This is a genomic window from Microbacterium pseudoresistens, from assembly GCF_013409745.1.
In the GTDB taxonomy this organism is placed as follows: domain Bacteria; phylum Actinomycetota; class Actinomycetes; order Actinomycetales; family Microbacteriaceae; genus Microbacterium; species Microbacterium pseudoresistens.
On sequence record NZ_JACCBH010000001.1, the window covers coordinates 2052424 to 2069428 of the forward strand.

Here is a 17005-nt window from a genome sequence, read left to right on the forward strand (position 1 = left end):
ATCGGGGCGCGACGGAACGGCGCCCTCCGCAAGCCTACCCGTCGGCTCCGCGCGGTCGCTGACAGACGCGCTCCCCCTCGCGAGTCCTGCCGCGTCACGCGCCCAGCTGCGTGGCGGGCGGCGCGGCCTGAGCGGCGTCGATGTCTTCGCGCCACGACCGAGACTGACCGGCGCGCAGTGCGCACAGCACGAGCAGGAACCAGCCGGTGCCGGCCAACGCGAAGCTCTCGAACATCGACTCCACGGCCAGGGTGACGAGCACGAGCGGGGTCCACGCATAGACCACAGAGCGCCGTGCGCTGGCGACGAGCCACGAGCGAACGAGGGCGATGCCGCCGAACAGTGCGAACAGCGCCAGACCCGCGGCTCCACCCTGCAGGAGCATGTCGAAGTACGCGTTCAGCGCGGTGCGGTGATGGTCGTCGAGGAGGAAGTTGATGGCGTTGAACGGGTAATCGGTGCCCGTCCACGGTCCGAACCATCCCCATCCCTCCAGCGGTCGCAGCCCCCAGTAGTCCAGCAGCACGTTCCACAGGTCGGCGCGGGTGCTGAAATCGGAGCCGGCATCGAGCCAGGCGATGATGCGATGCCGCAGCAGGAACGCCACGACCACGCCCAGGGCGACGGCGGCGCCCAGCGCCCACTGCAGCGCGGCGCGCCGTTCGGGACGCGTGCGCCGCACCAGGTCGAGCGCGGCAGCGGCCAGGCCCACGGTGACGGCGAGCACGAGCACGGTGGGGGAGGCTGAGAGCAGCGCGAGGAAGGAGGCCAGCGCGATCGAGGGCACCGCGATGGGGGCTGCGAGCGACTGCGAGCGCCATTCCACGACGAAGGTGATCACGGCGACGACGGCGATGAAGCCCAGCATGTTGCGGCTGCCGAACAGGCCCTGGATGGGCCCGCCGTCGGCGAGCAGACCCTCGACCCCGAGGAACGGGAAAGGCATGTCGAACATGACGCCCGAGAGCAGTTCGACGCCCAGCGAGGTCAGGAGCATGATGCGCAGCGCGTCACCGAGCGCGCGCACGGTCTGCAGGGTGTCGCGGATGTGCCCGACGACCACGGCGAGCACGGCGAATCCGAACAGCGCGGCCCACCCGCGCAGCGTCTCGGCCGCATGCGTCGACCAGAACGCCGACACGAGGGTCCAGATCAGCAGTGCGAGCAGCGTGGACGGCGCCAGGCGCAGCACCGACAGCTCTTCGCGCCGGGCCACGAGGATCGCGATGCCGATCACGCACAGCGAGACGACGATCGAGACGAGCGTCACGGTGCCCGCGGCCGCGGCGATCGCGAACGAGCCCAGCACCGTCAGCAGCACCGCGAGCGTGAACGCGCGCGCCAGCTCCACCGAGCCGAGCAGCCGGGCGAGCCCGGGCCGGGTGATCACGGCCTCTGCCTCGTCGGTGCCCCTGTCTCGAGCATCCGGTCGCGCTCGCTGAGTCCGCGCCCCACGAGCGGAACCATCTTGATCTTGAACGAGAACAGCACGACGAGCATCCAGCCCCAGAGCATGATCGGACCGGATTCGACGATGCCCTGCACGAGCAGCATCGCCACCACGAGCGTGGGAAGCAGGGCGATGGCCGAGTACGGCCGACGCTCCTCGAGGTCCCACCGCGGACGGTCGACGGCGAAGAACCAGGCCCTCCACGCCAGGGCGACGAACACGATGGCCATGATGACGATGCCCACGACGCCGAGCTGCATGAGCACGTCGAGCCACATGTCGTGCGCGTGGAAGACGGTGATCCCGTGGTCGACGATCCAGTTGTGGAAGGCGGGATCCCACGGGATCCACGGCGAGGAGAACCCGTTGCCGATCACCGGGCTCTCGGCGGCGCGCTCGCGCACCTTCTCCCAGATCTCCACACGTCCGGTGAGGTCGGAGCCTCGGCCGAGCAGGCCGAACAGCTCGTCGCGCCAGAGCCACAGCGCGATCGCACCGGCGGCGGCGACGCCGAGGTACACGAGGTACAGCGGGGTGCGCTGCCCCGGCCGCGACGTGCGGCGCATGAGCAGCACGGTGGCCAGCACGGCCACCCCCGCGGCGGTGCAGGCGTACGCCGTCGCCGACGAGGCGCGCACGAGCATCACGAGGGCAAGCGCGATCCACACGAACAGCACCCCGCGCCGACGGGCCCTGGCTGCGACGAGCACGCTGAACACGATGAGCGCCAGCACGCAGAGGATGGCGAGACTGTTGGAGTTGCCGACGATCCCCTGGATGCGGCCGCCGTCGAAGATGTTGCCGCGCACCCAGTACCAGTGCGGATCGATCTTGCCCTCGGGGAAGTCGGCGAAGTTCGGCAGCAGAGGCGCCCCGGTGATGGCGACCCAGATCTCCAGGACGAAGGAGAGCCCGAGGATCCACTTCAGCGCCGACGAGATCGCCCTGGCGATCTCCTGCCAGCTGAGCAGCGTGGCGACGGTGATGGCCGCGACGGTGATCCCGGCCTGCAGCGTCCAGGTGAGCAGCGTGGCCTCAGGCCATCGCGACCACAGCACGGACAGCAGGGCGAGGGCGAGGTAGCCGATCGCTGCCCACGGCAGGCGCCGCCACGGGAAGCGCACGGGGTGCTGGCGCACGATCGCCGGGATGAGGACGGCAAGACAGCCCAGGACGAGCACGACCATGACGATCACGGCGCCGAGCTCGCCGAGCAGGTTGTAGACGGCGGTGTGCCCGAGCACGGCGAACAGGACCAGCACGGCGAAGGCGCGCAGCATCAGGTGCCTCGAGGACTCGCGCGCGGGCGCGGTCGGGGGAGGCAAGACCGAGAGTCGGGAGCGCTGCGCCATCGGGTTCAGGGTAGCGCGGCGGCATGAGAACGCGCGGAGCGCGAGGGCCCGATCCTGCACGGATCGTGTGCACGGCATCCGGCGACGTCGCACCCTACGCTGAGAGTCATGCTGTACGCGCTCACCAACACTCCCCGCGACTACGCCTGGGGCTCCACGACGCTGCTCGCCGCCCTCGAGGGGCGGGACAGGTCGGCGGGTCCCGAAGCGGAGGTGTGGTTCGGCGACCACCCCGGAGATCCCGCCGATCTCGCCGACGGGCGCACGCTCGACGCCGTCACCGGCGGTACCCTGCCCTACCTGCTGAAGCTGCTCGCGGCCGAGACGCCGCTGTCGATCCAGGTGCACCCGACGCGTGCCGAGGCCGAGGCGGGCTGGGCGCAGGAGAGTGCCCTCGCCGTCGACGACCCGGCGCGCAACTACCGCGACGCGAACCACAAGCCCGAGCTCATCGTCGCGCTCAGCGACCGCTTCGAGGCGCTGTGCGGGCTGCGCCCGCTCCAGGGCACCCGCGCGCTGCTCGACCTCATCCGACCGACGCCGGGCGTCGTGCGGCTGCGCGAGGCGCTCGACGGCGGAGTCGACGACGCGGCCTCGCTGCGCGCCGCTCTGCGCTGGGCGCTCGCCGAGGCGTCGGCGGCCGAGATCGCCGACGTCATCGACGCGGTGGCCGCGGCGGCGGATGCGCACGACGACCTGGCCTTCGTCGCCGGCATCGCGGCGCACTACCCGGGCGACGCCGGAGTCGTCGTGGCGCTGCTCATGAACCACGTGGTGCTCTCGCGCGGCGAAGCCGTGTTCCTGCGCGCCGGGCTGCTGCACGCCTATGTGGCGGGGCTCGGCGTGGAGATCATGGCGGCCAGCGACAACGTGCTGCGCGGCGGGCTCACGCCCAAGCGCATCGATGTGCCCGAACTGCTCGCGATCGTCGACACCGTGCCTGGTGTCGTGCCGGTGCTCGGCGCGGAGGATGCGGAGGCGGCCGTGCGGGAGTACCCCGTGCCGGTGCCCGATTTCGCGCTGCGCCGAGTGCGCGTGGGCGCGGAGCCCCGAGCGCTCGAGGTGCGCGCGCCGTCGATGGTGCTCGCCACGGCGGGAACCGTGCGGGTGACGGGGAGCGGGTCGACGCTGGATGCACCCGTCGGCACGGTCGTGTTCGCGGATGCGGACGAGCCGACCCTGACCCTGACCGGCGACGGAGAGGCCTTCGTAGCCGAGCCGGGGCGGGGCTGAGACCCGCCCGCGGCGTGCCGCCCGGGCGAGTCGACACGCCGCGACACGCCGCCGACACGCCGTGAAGCTTCAATGCATGCTTGAGGGTTTATCCTCCCGCACTTGACCCCGTCGAATCACACCGGTGTAATTAGTCATGCACGCGGCCCGCGATGCAACCGGGGGGCCAGAAGGGGAGGGCGAGATGGCGGGATATCGTTCCGAAGTTCCGGAGGACTGGTTCGTCGATCCGGTCAACCTGGGAGTGCCCGGCGTCCGCCGGCCCGCCGTCGACGATGACGACGCCCTGGCCTGGCAGACCGACGCCCTGTGCTCGCAGACCGATCCGGAGGCGTTCTTCCCGGAGAAGGGCGGATCGACCCGCGACGCGAAGCGGATCTGCGGATCCTGCGACGTGCGCGGCGAATGCCTGGAGTACGCGCTCAACAACGACGAGCGCTTCGGCATCTGGGGCGGGCTGTCCGAGCGCGAGCGGCGCAAGCTCAAGCGCCGCGCCGGCTGAGCCGCGAAGGCGGGCGCTGAGAAAGCTCGACGCGCCCGCGCGCAGACGGGCATGGCGCGCTACCACACTTAGGCTGACCTCGTCATGCCTGCCCCTGTACACGCCATCCTCGTCGCCCGCGCCGATGCGACCTCCCTCGCCCGTGTGCTGCGCACCCTCGATGCGCTCGCTGCGCAGACCCTCGCGCCCGCGTCGTTGACCGTCGTCGTGCGGGGGGCGTCGGATGCGCTGCGCGCCAGCACCGCCGTCTCCCAGGCGGCCGACGCCGTGATCGAGACGGGCGCGAAGAGCTCCTTCGCCGCCGCGGTCGCGCTCGCCATGCCGCGGATCGCCTCCGACTGCGCCGTGTGGCTGCTCACCGATGAGTGCGTGCCGGAGTCGGCCGCGCTGGCACAGCTCGTGGGCGCCCTGGAGCGTTCCCGGTCGGCGGCGATCGCTGCCCCCAAGCTCGTCGAGCAAGGCGATTCGGGGCGCATCGCCTCGTTCGGCCAGAGCATGACCCGGCTGGGTCGCGCGGTCGACCCGGCGACGGGGGAGTACGACCAGGGCCAGCACGACGGACTGGACGATGCGCTGGGCGCCGACGTGCGCGGCCTGCTGATCCGCGCCGAGCACACCGAATCGCTGCGCCCCGACCCGGGCCTCGGCGGTGCTGACGAGGGCCTCGACCTCGGCGTGCGCGCCCGGTTGGCCGGCGCGCGTCTGGCACCTGTCGCCGCGGCACGGATCGCCGTCCCCGTCGCGCACGGTCGGCCCTCCTCTGCCGGCTCCGCCTATCGCTCCCGCCGCGCGCAGCTGCACCGGCGCCTGTCGTACGCGCCCGGAGCCGCCGTCCCGCTGCACTGGCTCTCGCTGCTTCCGCTGGCGCTGTGGCGCTCGATCACCCACCTCGTCGGCAAGCGTCCGGCCTCCGTCGCCCCGGAATGGGGAGCCGCGGCCGTCAGCATGGTCGACGGCGCCGCCGTCGGCCGCTCGCGACGCGCCATCCGCGAGAACCGCGCGGCATCGTGGGCGAGCATCGCCCCGCTGCGGGTGACGCGCGCGCAGTTGCGCCAACGGCTCGATGACGGGCACGGATCCGAGGGTGGTCACGCCTCCGAGCTCGGATTCTTCTCCGGCGGCGGCGCATGGGCGGTGCTGGCCGGACTCGTCGTGAGCGTGGCCGCCTTCATCTCACTGCTGGCCTGGCCCGCGCTCGGCGGTGGGGCACTGCTGCCGATGCGCCAGACCGTCGCGGCGCTGTGGAAAGACGCCGCCTACGGGCAGCGCGGGCTCGGCATCGACGTGTTCGGCCCCGCCGATCCGTTCGCCGGCGTCGTCGCCGTGCTCGGATCCCTCTGGCCAGCCGCCCCCTCGTATGCGCTCGTGCTGCTGTGGGTCGGGGCCCTGCCCCTGGCTGTGCTCGGCGGCTGGTTCGCGGCCACCCGGATCACCGAGCGCCCCGGCCTGCGCCTGTTCGCCGCGGCGGTCTGGGCGCTGTCTCCGCCGTTCGTCATCGCCCTCGCCGAGGGCCGCCCCGCCGCCGTGCTCGTGCACCTGCTGCTGCCGTGGCTGTTCCACACCGGCATCGTCGCGCACCGCTCCTGGGGCGCGGCAGGCGCCGCCTCGATCGTGACCGTCGCGGTGCTCGCCTGCTCGCCCTCGCTCGCCCCCGCGCTCGTGCTGCTCTGGCTGCTCTCGCTCGTGCTCCTGCTGGCGCGCGGCAGCGTGCGCGGCGCGGTGCGGACGCTCTGGACGCTGATCCCCGCCGCTGTCGTGTTCGCCCCGCTCGTGGTGTGGCAGTTCGCGCACGGCGCGCCGTGGGCCGTGCTGGCCGACCCGGGCGCCATCGTCGCCCTCCCGCAGGCCGGGGCCGATGCCGCGGGCCGGCTCGCCCTCGCCGCTGGCCTGCCCACGACCGACGCCGCGGGATGGAGCGCCATGCTCGGCACCCCCGCGCCGTGGGCGCTGTGGCTGGCGGCGCCCCTGGCCGTGCTCGCGCTGCTGGCTCCGATCGCCCCGCGCTGGTCGGTCGGCGTGCTCTCGATCGTCGCCTCCGCGACGGGCCTTGCGACCGCCTTCGCCGTGGTCGGAATCGCCGTGTCCTTCGATCAGGCCACGCCGGTCGCCATCTGGCCCGGCGCCGCCCTGAGCCTGGCGTGGGCGGGGGCGCTGAGCGCCGCCGTCGTCACCCTCGACAGCATCATAACGGTGCCGCTGATCCGTTCCCTGGCCGCCGTCGTGGCGGCCGCGGCGATCGCTGTGTGCGCGGTGCCCTCGCTCACGGCCGTGGCTCGTGACGCCTCGACGCTGACCAAGGGCCCCGAGAGCACGCTCCCCGCGTATGTCAACGCCCAGGCCCGCGACGATCGCGATCTGGGCACCCTCCTGCTCACGGCCGAATCCGAGGGGGGTCTCGCCGTGCAGACGGTATGGGGCGCCAGCGAGACGCTGGGCGCCCAGGCGAGCATCCTCAGCACGGCCACCGCACCGCGGGGCGAAGACCTGTCGGCGCTCGCCGTCGATCTCGTCTCGTCGCGCGAGTTCGACGCCCCCGCCGACCTGTCGGCCCTGGGCGTGCGCTACGTGCTGCTGACCACAGCGGGCGAAGAGAGCGACGCCGCGCGCGATCGCCGCCTCGGCGCCGTGACGGCGCTGGATCAGCGCGCCGGGTTCGTCCGCGTCGGCGAGACCGCCAAGGGCGTGCTGTGGCGCATGGAGGCCGAGCCGGAGGCGCGCGCCGCGGCCACGCCCGCGCAGACCGCAACCGCGCAACTCGTGATCGCGCTGCAGCTGCTCGTGCTCCTCGCCGCGCTGCTGCTGTCGATCCCCACCCGAGCGTCCCGCCGGGCAGCCCGCGCTCTGCCGAGGACCGTGGGTCTTCTGCCCGAACGCGAACCCCGCCCCGTCCGCGACAAGCCGGAGAAGCGCGACAAGCCGGAGAAGCGCGAGAAGCGGCAGAAGCCTGCCAAGGGCGAGCCTGCGACGAAGGCGACGCAGGCGGCGGAGGCCGAGAACGTCGAGCCGGATGAGGAGACGCCGACGGAGACCGTGTCGAGTGAGCCTGCGTCGCGTGAGACCGAGTCGACGGTGCCGGAGGCCGAGGACGCGACTCCCGCATCCGAGGAGCCGACCCCCGGGCCCGAGGCGGAGTCCGCCGAGTCCGAGGTGGCGCCCGCCGAAGCCGAGGAGGCGCACCCCGCACCCCGCACGGATCCGTCGAACAGCGAGACGGATCCGTCGAACAGCGAGGGAGAGCAGCGATGAGCGGATCGAAGGCCGTTCGCGTCGCCGGCACCGGTGCGCGCCTCATCGGAGGACTGGCGCTCTCGGCGGCATGCGTCGCCGGGGTCGTGGTCGCCGTGCCGATGACGCTGCCCGGTGTGCAGAGCACGCCGGCGCAGACCTCGGTCACGCCCTACCCCGGCGACACCCTGCTCACGTGCGCAGGACCGTTCCGCGCCGTGGGGCGCGATGCGACCAACGCGACGCAGCAGTCCACCGCGGGCGTTCCCGTCATCGTCTCCGGCGCCGACGGCACAGCTCTCCAGGAAGAGACGATCGCGACCCCCGATCTCGCCGACAACCCCGAGACCACCTGGTTCCTGGGCGTCCCGGAGAATCGCGAACCCGCCCAGATCGCGGCCGCGGAGTCGGTCGACATCCGCTCCGACGACCTGGCGGGCTTCGCCGCCGCATCCTGCCGCGAGCCCAGCATGGAGTCGTGGATCGTCGGCGGTGCCGCGACGACCGGCGCCAGCGACATCCTGCTCGTCGCCAATCCGAGCGAGGTGACCGCCACGGTCACCTTCACGGTCTACGGCGCGCAGGGCACGTCGAAGAGCCAGACGGTCATCCCGGCCCGCACGCAGCGCTCGATCCCGCTCGCGGAGGGCGCGGCGGGCGAGTCGAGCCCCGTCGTGCAGGTGACGGTCAGCGGCGCTCCCGTGCGCGCCGCGCTGCAGTCCAGCCTGATCCGCACGCTCGATCCTGCGGGCATCGACCTGCAGGACGGGGTTGTGCGCCCGGACACGAGTCTCCAGCTGCTCGGTGTGCGCGCCGTGCTCGCCTCCACCGCCGATGCGGCATCGACGAAGCTGCGTCTGCTCGCTCCCACGGCCGATGCCGATGTGACGATCCGTGCGCGCGCGGCCGCCGACGGTGCGGCCGCGGGCGATCCGATCGACGTGTCGATCGAGGCGGGCCTGCCCTCGGAGGTCGATCTGTCGATGCTGCAGCCCGGCCTCTACTCGATCGAGATCGAGGCCAGCGCCCCCGTGGTGGCGGCCGCGTGGCAGACGACGGCGATCGGCAAGGGCGCCGACTTCGCATGGATGACGTCGGCCCCGGAACTGCGCGGCACGACGACGTTCGCCGTCGCCGACGGCCCGCAGCCGCAGGTGCAGCTGACCAACGCCGGCGATGCGGCGATCGAGGCGGTGCTGACGCCCCTCGGCGCGGGCGAGCAGCGCATCGAGGTCCCCGCGCACGGGTCGGCGATGATCGACGTGGCCGCGGGCACGGTGTACACACTCGAGTCGGAGGGAGCGCTGCGTGCTGCGGTGTCGTACCTCGGCACCGGACAGATCGCCGGCTACCCGGTGCACCCCACGTCGAAGGCGTCGCAGCCCATCGTCGTCACGCAGTGACCCGTACCGGGCCCGACGCGCGCACCGGCGGGCACGGTCAGCGGTGATCGCGCCCGTGGTGACCGTGGTCAGTGGTGATCGTGTGGAGGATCCAGCTCCCACGGATCGCGCCCCGCGTACTCGGCGGCGGCGCGGAACACCGCCCCCTCGATCGCGACGCGCCGGTGCAGGGCGTCGTCGTGGCCGGGCACGAGCAGGCGCTCGATGGGGATCCGGAACAGCGTGATGCGCGTTCCCGGTACATCCACGTGCCAGCGGGGGATGCCGTCGGGATCGTGGGAGCCCGGCATCGCCGCGATGTCGAAGCGCACATCGCGCAGCTCGGGCCACGTCGATCGCAAGAACTCGACCGCCGTGCCGACGGCGAGGTCGAACTGATCCAGGCGTCCCTCCAGCGGGGGAAGCGGCGGGCGCACGACCGGGCTGCGCCCGAGGCGGCCGTGCCGGCCGTGGCGAGCACCGCGGCGAGGCGCGGGCACCGGGCGGCGCAGAGGACGGCGGCGGGGCATGCGGCCAGTCTAGGCGCCTTCCGCGCGGCATCCCGGGCGGCTGCCGCGCACGGCTCTACGCTGGCGGAGATGAACGGACGACTCTGCTCGAAGGTCGGCTGCTCGCGAGAAGCGGTCGCCACCCTCACCTTCGACTACGGCGACCAGATGGCCGCGCTCGGCCCCCTCGGCGCCGAGCACGATCCCCACGCGCACGACCTGTGCGCGCTGCACACCGATCGGCTCTCGGTGCCCGCAGGATGGATCGTCGTGCGCCACGAGACCCTCCGCGCCTGATCCGGCGCCGATCGGCGCTCAGAGGCCGATTCGGGTGCCGGTGAGGCGCTCGGCACGGTCGTCGGAGAGCAGCAGCGCGCGCGTCTCGCGTTCGCGGCGCAGCGCCATGGCGGCGTGCAGCACGGCTTCGTCGGGTGCGGCGGGCAGCGGCGAGATGAACGCCGAGGCCTCCGCGACGAGATCGTGGGCGATCCGTGCCCGCGCCGCCGGCAGCATCCGATCCGCGGTCTGCAAGAATTGCGAGATGCGGCGGGCCAGGCGATCGGGCATGCGGGCGACGTCGGCGATGGCGGCCCAGCCGGTGAGCATCGGCGGCAGCACGGGAGCATGCGGCACCAGGCGCGGCGTACGCACCTTCTGCGCGTAGGTGCCGGCGATCATGTCGCCGAGCCGCTGAGAGCGGGCCGAGAAGGCGCCGGCGAGGATCGCGCCGCCGCCGAGCGTGCTGTAGATCTCGAGCATGCCCACGACCGCGCGGATGAACGCGTGCCGGAATCCTGCCGCACCGCCGTCGAGTCGCACGATCCGGCCGCCCACGGCCAGGCGGCCGAGGCTGCGCCCGTGGCTGAGCACTTCGACGGCGCACGGCAGCACGACGAACGAGATCACGATCGAGACGACGAGCAGGATGCGGTCGATCGCATCGTCGTAGCCGACGGCGGAGACCAGCCACAGCCGCAGCATCAGGAACGCGATGAAGACGAGCACGCAGGCGACCACGTCGATGGCCGCCCCGAGCACCCGCAGGAAGAAGCCCACCGGCTGCACGTCGATCGCGACGGCCTCGCCCGAGAGCACCTCGTCGTCGGCGGTCGCGGGGTCGGACATGAGTACAGTAAATCAGGTGGATGCCGATGCCCTCGCCGATGCCAGACGTGCCGAATGGCAGCGGCTCGACGAGCTCACGCGCCGACGTCTCGACGGCCCGGGCGTCGACGAGCTCATCACCCGGTACCGGGCGGCGTCGGCCGATCTGGCCGATCTGAAGACCTCGGCGGGGGCGTCGCCGCAGAGCGCCCATGTGTCGACGATCCTCGCCAGGGCACGGCTGCGGTTGACCGGGGCCAGTGAGAGCATCCTCGTGCAGGCGACGCGGTTCTTCACCCGGCAGCTGCCGGCGGCGCTGTACCGCGTGCGGTGGACGACGCTCGTAATCGCCCTCGTGACGCTGGGGACCATCGCGGTCACCTCGCTGTGGCTCACCTCGGATCCCGCGCTCATCGCCGCGCTCGGGCCCGCCGACGCACTGGAGCAGTACGCGGAGGAGGACTTCACCGGGTACTACACCGAGAACCCCGCAGCCGTGTTCGCGGGGATGGTGTGGACGAACAACGCCTGGATCGCCGCGCAGTGCGTGATCTTCGGCGTCACGGGCATCTGGCCCGTGTATGTCATCATGCAGAACGCGGTGAGCCTGGGAGTGTCGGCGGCGGTCATGTTCGCGCACGGTCACGGCGATCTGCTCGTGCTCTACCTGCTGCCGCACGGCCTGCTCGAGCTCACCTGCATCTTCGTGGCCGCCGCAGCGGGACTCCACCTGTTCTGGGCGTGGGTCGCGCCGGGGCCGCGCACCCGCGGCGCGGCGTTGGCCGAAGAGGGGCGGGCGCTGGCGACCGTGGCGATGGGGCTCGTCTTCGCCCTGGCCCTGGCCGGACTCGTCGAGGGCTTCGTGACCGGATGGGCGCTGCCCTGGCCGGTCAAGATCGGGATCGGCGTCGCGGCGCTCGCGGTGTTCCTCGTCTACATGCTCGGCGTGGGCCGGCGCGCGACCCGCGAGGGGGAGACGGGCGATCTCGTCGAGTTCGACACCGGAACGCCGCGCCTCGTCGCCGGCTGAGGAGTCCGGTCTACTCGGAGTCCGACTCGCCCGCGGCGACGCGACCGGCGCTGACGGGGCCGGCGCTGTCGAACAGCGCCCGATACGTCATCCCGGCGATGATCGCTCCGAGCACAGGGAAGACGAGGAAGACCCACAGCTGGGCGAGCGGTTCGATCCCGCCGTAGATGGCGGTGGCCAGCGAGCGGGCCGGGTTCACCGACGCATTGTCGACCGGGATGCTGATGAGGTGGATGAGGGTCAGCGTGAGCCCGATCGCGAGTCCGGCCATGCGTGTGCCCCGCGCCGGATGTGTCGTACCGAGCACGACGTAGACGAACACGGCGGTGAGCAGCACCTCGACGATGATCGCCGCGAACAGCCCGAAGCCCCCGGGGGAGAGATGGTCGAACCCGTTGCTGATGAAACCGGCGTCCTGCACGCGGGTGAGCCAGTCGGCGGGCCCGAACGAGCCGATCAGGGTGAGCACGGTCGTGGCGACGACCGCGCCGATCGCCTGGGCGATCACGTACGGACCCACCTCGCGCCAGGGCAGCCGGCCCGCGGCGGCGGCACCCACCGACACGGCGGGGTTGAAGTGCCCGCCGGAGATCGGGCCGAAGGCGTAGACCCCGGCGACGACGCTGAGGCCGACGGCGAATGCGACCGCGAGATACACCGCGGAGGCGGCACCGGGCTCGGTGAAGTGCGTGGAGGCGAACAGGGCCGTGCCGATGACGCCGAACACGAGCATGAAGGTGCCGAACGCCTCGCCGACCAGCCGGGTGGTCAGCGGTGCGGTCGGCGGGGTGCCGTCGGCGCCGAGCGCGATCTCGGTCGATGCGGAATCGCTCATAGGATGCCTCGTGCTTCCGGTGCTCGATGGGTGCGCTGCGCGGTACTGCTCGCCTCACATCCTGGAGCACGCCCGGCCGCCCGCGCGCAGAAACGCCGAGGGGGCGGGACGCCGCAGCATCCCGCCCCCTCGATCTGATCGTCGCTCAGGCGTCGGTGTCGACGAAGTCGTCCTGCGGCGCCCCGACGGCGATCTGCGCACGGATCGCGTCGGCCGTGGCCTGGTCGATGTTCGTCCAGTACTGCAGGAAGCGCTCTTTGATCACGGGGATCGTCAGGCCCTGGTACTGCCCGACGAGCGTGTCGACGAAGCGGGCGCGCTGGTCGTCATCGAACACCTCGCGGATGAGGGTGCCCGCCTGGCCGAAGTCGTCGTCTTCGCTGTGCAGCGTGGCGGCGGCCCGCACGAGCTCGCCGTCGGACTCCCAGCTCGCTTCGACGCCGGCCAGCGGATCGGCCTCGGGCCCGCCCGCCGCGCCGAACGAGTTCGGCGTGTACACGCGGTGCTCGGCGCCATGGAACCGGTACTGCATCTGGCCCTCGTGCATGTAGTTGCGCACCTCGGCCGCGTGCGGCTCGTTGACGGGGAGCTGGTTGTAGTTGGCGCCGATCCGGTAGCGCTGCGCATCCGCGTAGGAGAACACCCGCGCCATGAGCATCTTGTCCGGTGAGATGCCGGTGCCCGGCACCTGGTTGCCCGGCGAGAACGCGGCCTGCTCGATCTCGGCGAAGAAGTTCTGCGGGTTGCGATTGAGCGTGAAGGTGCCCACCTTGATACGCGGGTAGTCCTTCTTCGACCACGTCTTGGTGAGGTCGAACGGATTGAAGCGGTACTCCTTCGCTTCGGCGTACGGCATCACCTGCACGTACACATCCCACGAGGGATGCTCGCCGCGCTCGATCGCCTCGTACAGATCGCGGCGGTAGTGGTCGGCATCCGATCCCGCGAGCAGTTCGGCATCCGTGGCGCTCATGCTCTCCACGCCCTGACGGGAGAGGAAGTGGTACTGCACCCAGAAGCGGGAGCCTTCGGCGTTGATCCACTGGTAGGTGTGCGAGCCGTACCCGTTCATGTGCCGCCACGACCGCGGCAGACCGCGATCTCCCATCACATAGGTCACCTGATGCGCGGTCTCGGGGGAGAGGGTCCAGAAGTCCCACTGCATGTCGGCGTCGCGCAGACCCGAGGCGCCCAGGCGCTTCTGCGAGTGGATGAAGTCGGGGAACTTCATCGCGTCGCGCAGGAAGAAGGTGGGGGTGTTGTTGCCCACGATGTCGAGGTTGCCCTCGGTCGTGTAGAAGCGCAGCGCGAAGCCGCGCACGTCGCGCCAGGTGTCCGGCGAACCCTGCTCACCGGCGACGGACGAGAACCGCAGCAGCGTCTCGCTCCTCGCGCCCGGCTGGAACACCGCGGCGCGCGTGTAGGCCGAGACGTCTTCGGTCACGACGAACTCGCCGAACGCGCCGCCGCCCTTCGCGTGCGGGTTGCGCTCCGGAACGCGCTCGCGGTTGAACGACGCGAGCTTCTCGACCAGATAGCGGTCGTGCAGCGCGGTGATGCCGTCTGCTCCCGCGGTGAGGGAGTGCGCGTCGCTGGCGACCGGGGTTCCGGTCTGGGTGGTGGTTGCGGGCTTGTCAGCCATTCAGTTTCCTTTCGCATTCCGGGCAGATGGCTCTATAGGTCACGGCGGCCTCGAGGATGCGCATGCCGTGATCGCGCGACGGGTGCAGGCACGGGGCGGCGCCGACGGCGCAGTCGACGTCTTCCACGCGCCCGCAGGAGACGCACTGGAGGTGGTGGTGGTTGTCGTGCTGCAACTCGTACAGGGCGCTGCCGCTGTCGGGCAGGCTCACGCGGCTGACGATGCCGGCCGCGGTGAGATCGCCGAGCACGCTGTGCACGGTCGGCAGGGCGATGCCGGGAACCCGGTCGCGCACGAGGCCGTGCACGATCTCGGCCGTGGCGTGCGGACGGGTGCGCAGAGCGTCGAGCACGGCGATGCGCTGCGCCGTGACGCGAAGCCCCGCGGCGCGGAGGCGATCGGTGTCGGAGAGCTCGTCGTGCGTCGTGGCCATGGATCGAGCATAGCGCTTATCCTGAATGATTCATAAGAAAGAATCGATCAGGATCTGTGGTCAGAGACGCCCTGCGGCCTTGAGCTCCAGGTACCGGTCGGCGATGCGCGGCGGCAGGTCGTCGGGATCCGCCGCCAGAGGCTCGCCGCCCGCGCGGCGCACGGCGTCGGCCACGGCGCGGGCATCGCGCAGCGCGCGCTCGGCGGCGGCGGCGAGGTAGACGTCTTCACGGGAGTCGCGCACGCGCGCGGTGGCCGCGATCGAGGCGTCGGTCGTGGATCCGACGAGGATCGTCGTGGCGCGCGACGCGGCGGGGAACGCGCCGAGGAACCCGCGGGCGCTCTCGGGCGCATCCTGCGCCGTCAGGACGACGACGAGCGAGGGACGCGTCGTCACGGTGCGGATGGACGCGAACGCCGCTCCCCAGTCGGTGTCGACGAGGCGTGCGTGGATCGGCGCCATCGCATCCGAGAGGGCGGGCAGCAGCGCCGCCCCGTCGACGCCCGTGACTCTGGCGCGCACGACGCGGTCGACGAGCAGCAGGTGCACGTGATCTCCCGCGCGCTGCGCGAGTGCGGCGAGCAGCAGCGCCGACTCGTACGAGGCGTCGAGTCGCGTGCCGTCGCCCACGCGCGCGGCGGCCGTGCGCCCGGTGTCGACGAGGATCACGACATGCCTGTCGCGCTCAGGGCGCCAGGTGCGCAGCATCGTCGTGCCCGCGCGGGCGGTGGCCCGCCAGTCGATCGAGCGCACGTCGTCGCCGCGCACGTATTCGCGCAGCGAGTCGAACTCGGTGCCCTGGCCGCGCACCTGCACGCTCGTGTTGCCGTCGAGCTCGCGCAGTCGCGCCAGCCGGGAGGGCAGGTGGCGGCGGGAGGTGAAGGCGGGGAGCACCCGGATCGCGCCGCGCACATCGTGCCGCCCCTGTCTGCCCGCCAGGCCCAGCGGCCCACGCGAGCGCAGGGCGACGAATGCGCTGGTCAGCTCGCCGCGGCGGCGGGGGCGCAGCGCGACGTCGATGCTGCGCCGCTCGCCGGCGGGGATCTCCACAGCGAGGCGCTCGGCCGGAGCGCCCGCCGTGGGCTGCCACGCATCGCGCACGAGTCCGTGCAGCGCGCGCTCGCCGCGGTTGTGCAGGCTCACCCGTGCAATCGCCGATTCGTCCCGCCGCACCCGGCCGGGCACGGAGCGCGACACGGTCACCCGCGCCGGCGAAGCAGCCAGCAGCACATCGGCGAGCACGAGCACGGCGCACAGCACGATCCAGCCGAGCAGCACGATCCACGCCGGCGCGCCCAGGATCGCGAGCACCACGATCGGCACGACGCCGAGACCGACGACGAGCACGAGGCGACCGGTGACGAACACCTAGATCGGCACCCGGGTCTGCTGCACGACCGAGGCGAGCACGGCATCCGCCGACACGCCCTCCATCTCAGCGTCGGGGCGCAACTGGATGCGGTGACGCCAGACGGGCACGAGCATGGTCTGCACGTGATCGGGCGTCACGGCGGAGGAGCCGTTGAGCCATGCCCACGCCTTGGCGGCGGCGAGCAGCGCGGTCGATGCGCGCGGGCTGGCGCCCAGCAGCACCGACGGCGCCCGGCGGGTGGCGCGGGCGAGGTCGACGACGTAGCCGAGCACGTCGTCGGTCACCTCCACCCGGTCGGCGGCGTGCTGGGCGGCGACGATCTCGTCGCGCGAGACGACCGCGCGCAGGTCGGTGAGCTCACGCGGCGAGAAGCCGTCGGCGTGCTTGCGCAGCACGGCGACCTCGGCCTCGCGTTCGGGCATCGGTACGACGAGCTTCATGAGGAAGCGGTCCAGCTGCGCCTCGGGGAGCGTGTACGTGCCCTCGTGCTCGATCGGGTTCTGCGTGGCGGCCACGAGAAACGGGTCCGGCAGCGTGCGGCTGGCGCCGTCGGCGGACACCTGGCGCTCTTCCATCGCCTCCAGCAGCGCGGCCTGCGTCTTCGGGGGAGTGCGGTTGATCTCGTCGGCGAGCAGGATGTGCGTGAACACCGGACCGGGACGGAAGTCGAACTCACCGGAGCGCGCGTCGTACACGAGCGATCCGGTCACGTCTCCCGGCATGAGGTCGGGCGTGAACTGCACGCGCGTGGTGTCCAGGCCGAGGGCGCGGGAGAACGCTCGCACGACGAGCGTCTTCGCCACACCGGGCACGCCCTCCAGCAGCACGTGGCCGCGGGCGAGCAGCGCGACGAGGAGGCCGGTCACCGTACCGGCCTGGCCGACAACGGCCTTGTCGACCTCGGTGCGCACGCGATGCATGGCCTCGCGCAGTGCC

Annotated in this window: 15 protein-coding genes; 6 read left to right on the forward strand and 9 right to left on the reverse strand. The window is 72.1% G+C overall.

All coding sequences use genetic code 11. From position 1 onward, the window contains the following. Positions 1-94 precede the first annotated feature (94 nt). On the reverse strand, positions 95-1390 hold the full coding sequence (locus tag BKA02_RS10140) for an O-antigen ligase family protein (RefSeq protein WP_179433707.1): 1296 nt from the start codon (positions 1388-1390) through the stop codon (positions 95-97). After that, positions 1387-2802 (reverse strand): O-antigen ligase family protein, encoded by a 1416-nt coding sequence (locus BKA02_RS10145; RefSeq protein WP_179433709.1) that lies wholly within the window; start codon positions 2800-2802, stop codon positions 1387-1389. Before BKA02_RS10145 ends, BKA02_RS10140 begins: the two co-directional genes overlap by 4 nt. 108 nt (positions 2803-2910) lie before the next feature. Between BKA02_RS10145 and manA the strand changes: the two genes are divergently transcribed. The 4 genes from manA to BKA02_RS10165 all read left to right on the forward strand — a co-directional run bounded on the left by manA (position 2911) and on the right by BKA02_RS10165 (position 9165). Continuing rightward, positions 2911-4035, forward strand: coding sequence for a mannose-6-phosphate isomerase, class I (gene manA / locus BKA02_RS10150; protein WP_179433711.1), 1125 nt, complete (start codon positions 2911-2913; stop codon positions 4033-4035). Between the two features lie 184 nt (positions 4036-4219). Continuing rightward, the gene (locus tag BKA02_RS10155; RefSeq protein WP_281370280.1) at positions 4220-4537 is read left to right on the forward strand and encodes a WhiB family transcriptional regulator; all 318 of its coding nucleotides are present in this window, start codon (positions 4220-4222) and stop codon (positions 4535-4537) included. Between the two features lie 84 nt (positions 4538-4621). Further along, positions 4622-7783, forward strand: coding sequence for a glycosyltransferase (locus tag BKA02_RS10160; protein ID WP_179433713.1), 3162 nt, complete (start codon positions 4622-4624; stop codon positions 7781-7783). After that, the gene (locus tag BKA02_RS10165; RefSeq protein ID WP_179433715.1) at positions 7780-9165 is read left to right on the forward strand and encodes a DUF5719 family protein; all 1386 of its coding nucleotides are present in this window, start codon (positions 7780-7782) and stop codon (positions 9163-9165) included. The genes BKA02_RS10160 and BKA02_RS10165 overlap by 4 nt, the downstream gene beginning before the upstream one ends. A 68-nt stretch (positions 9166-9233) precedes the next feature. Here the strand turns inward: BKA02_RS10165 and BKA02_RS10170 are convergent, their stop codons facing one another. Further along, positions 9234-9674 (reverse strand): hypothetical protein, encoded by a 441-nt coding sequence (locus BKA02_RS10170; RefSeq protein ID WP_246286014.1) that lies wholly within the window; start codon positions 9672-9674, stop codon positions 9234-9236. Positions 9675-9743: 69 nt separating this feature from the next. On the opposite strand from BKA02_RS10170, the gene BKA02_RS10175 reads away from it, so the two are divergent. Next, positions 9744-9950, forward strand: a complete 207-nt coding sequence (locus BKA02_RS10175; RefSeq protein WP_179433717.1) for a DUF3499 family protein — start codon at positions 9744-9746, stop codon at positions 9948-9950. Between the two features lie 18 nt (positions 9951-9968). Here the strand turns inward: BKA02_RS10175 and BKA02_RS10180 are convergent, their stop codons facing one another. Further along, positions 9969-10778, reverse strand: a complete 810-nt coding sequence (locus BKA02_RS10180) for an RDD family protein (RefSeq protein WP_179433719.1) — start codon at positions 10776-10778, stop codon at positions 9969-9971. Between the two features lie 16 nt (positions 10779-10794). On the opposite strand from BKA02_RS10180, the gene BKA02_RS10185 reads away from it, so the two are divergent. Continuing rightward, positions 10795-11787 (forward strand): stage II sporulation protein M, encoded by a 993-nt coding sequence (locus BKA02_RS10185; protein ID WP_179433721.1) that lies wholly within the window; start codon positions 10795-10797, stop codon positions 11785-11787. Positions 11788-11797: 10 nt separating this feature from the next. Here BKA02_RS10185 and BKA02_RS10190 read toward each other — a convergent pair whose 3' ends face one another. The 5 genes from BKA02_RS10190 to BKA02_RS10210 all read right to left on the reverse strand — a co-directional run bounded on the left by BKA02_RS10190 (position 11798) and on the right by BKA02_RS10210 (position 16989). Beyond that, entirely contained in the window at positions 11798-12622 is an 825-nt protein-coding gene (locus BKA02_RS10190; RefSeq protein WP_179433723.1) for an aquaporin, read from the reverse strand. 145 nt (positions 12623-12767) lie between these two features. Then, on the reverse strand, positions 12768-14264 hold the full coding sequence (locus tag BKA02_RS10195) for a catalase (RefSeq protein ID WP_179433725.1): 1497 nt from the start codon (positions 14262-14264) through the stop codon (positions 12768-12770). After that, positions 14257-14697 (reverse strand): Fur family transcriptional regulator, encoded by a 441-nt coding sequence (locus BKA02_RS10200; RefSeq protein WP_179433727.1) that lies wholly within the window; start codon positions 14695-14697, stop codon positions 14257-14259. The genes BKA02_RS10195 and BKA02_RS10200 overlap by 8 nt, the downstream gene beginning before the upstream one ends. Before the next feature lie 60 nt (positions 14698-14757). Continuing rightward, entirely contained in the window at positions 14758-16065 is a 1308-nt protein-coding gene (locus tag BKA02_RS10205; RefSeq protein ID WP_179433729.1) for a DUF58 domain-containing protein, read from the reverse strand. Then, positions 16066-16989, reverse strand: a complete 924-nt coding sequence (locus BKA02_RS10210; RefSeq protein WP_179435394.1) for an AAA family ATPase — start codon at positions 16987-16989, stop codon at positions 16066-16068. It lies immediately after the preceding gene. Between the last annotated feature and the right edge of the window lie 16 nt (positions 16990-17005).

What these genes read in the sequence shown, in the direction of transcription:
- BKA02_RS10170 (WP_246286014.1), bottom strand. Translation starts at nt 9,674, where the DNA reads ATGCCCCGCCGCCGTCCTCTGCGCCGCCCGGTGCCCGCGCCTCGCCGC.
- BKA02_RS10175 (WP_179433717.1), top strand. Translation starts at nt 9,744, where the DNA reads ATGAACGGACGACTCTGCTCGAAGGTCGGCTGCTCGCGAGAAGCGGTC.
- BKA02_RS10180 (WP_179433719.1), bottom strand. Translation starts at nt 10,778, where the DNA reads ATGTCCGACCCCGCGACCGCCGACGACGAGGTGCTCTCGGGCGAGGCC.
- BKA02_RS10210 (WP_179435394.1), bottom strand. Translation starts at nt 16,989, where the DNA reads ATGCATCGCGTGCGCACCGAGGTCGACAAGGCCGTTGTCGGCCAGGCC.
- BKA02_RS10145 (WP_179433709.1), bottom strand. Translation starts at nt 2,802, where the DNA reads ATGGCGCAGCGCTCCCGACTCTCGGTCTTGCCTCCCCCGACCGCGCCC.
- manA (WP_179433711.1), top strand. Translation starts at nt 2,911, where the DNA reads ATGCTGTACGCGCTCACCAACACTCCCCGCGACTACGCCTGGGGCTCC.
- BKA02_RS10200 (WP_179433727.1), bottom strand. Translation starts at nt 14,697, where the DNA reads ATGGCCACGACGCACGACGAGCTCTCCGACACCGATCGCCTCCGCGCC.
- BKA02_RS10165 (WP_179433715.1), top strand. Translation starts at nt 7,780, where the DNA reads ATGAGCGGATCGAAGGCCGTTCGCGTCGCCGGCACCGGTGCGCGCCTC.
- BKA02_RS10155 (WP_281370280.1), top strand. Translation starts at nt 4,220, where the DNA reads ATGGCGGGATATCGTTCCGAAGTTCCGGAGGACTGGTTCGTCGATCCG.
- BKA02_RS10195 (WP_179433725.1), bottom strand. Translation starts at nt 14,264, where the DNA reads ATGGCTGACAAGCCCGCAACCACCACCCAGACCGGAACCCCGGTCGCC.
- BKA02_RS10160 (WP_179433713.1), top strand. Translation starts at nt 4,622, where the DNA reads ATGCCTGCCCCTGTACACGCCATCCTCGTCGCCCGCGCCGATGCGACC.
- BKA02_RS10190 (WP_179433723.1), bottom strand. Translation starts at nt 12,622, where the DNA reads ATGAGCGATTCCGCATCGACCGAGATCGCGCTCGGCGCCGACGGCACC.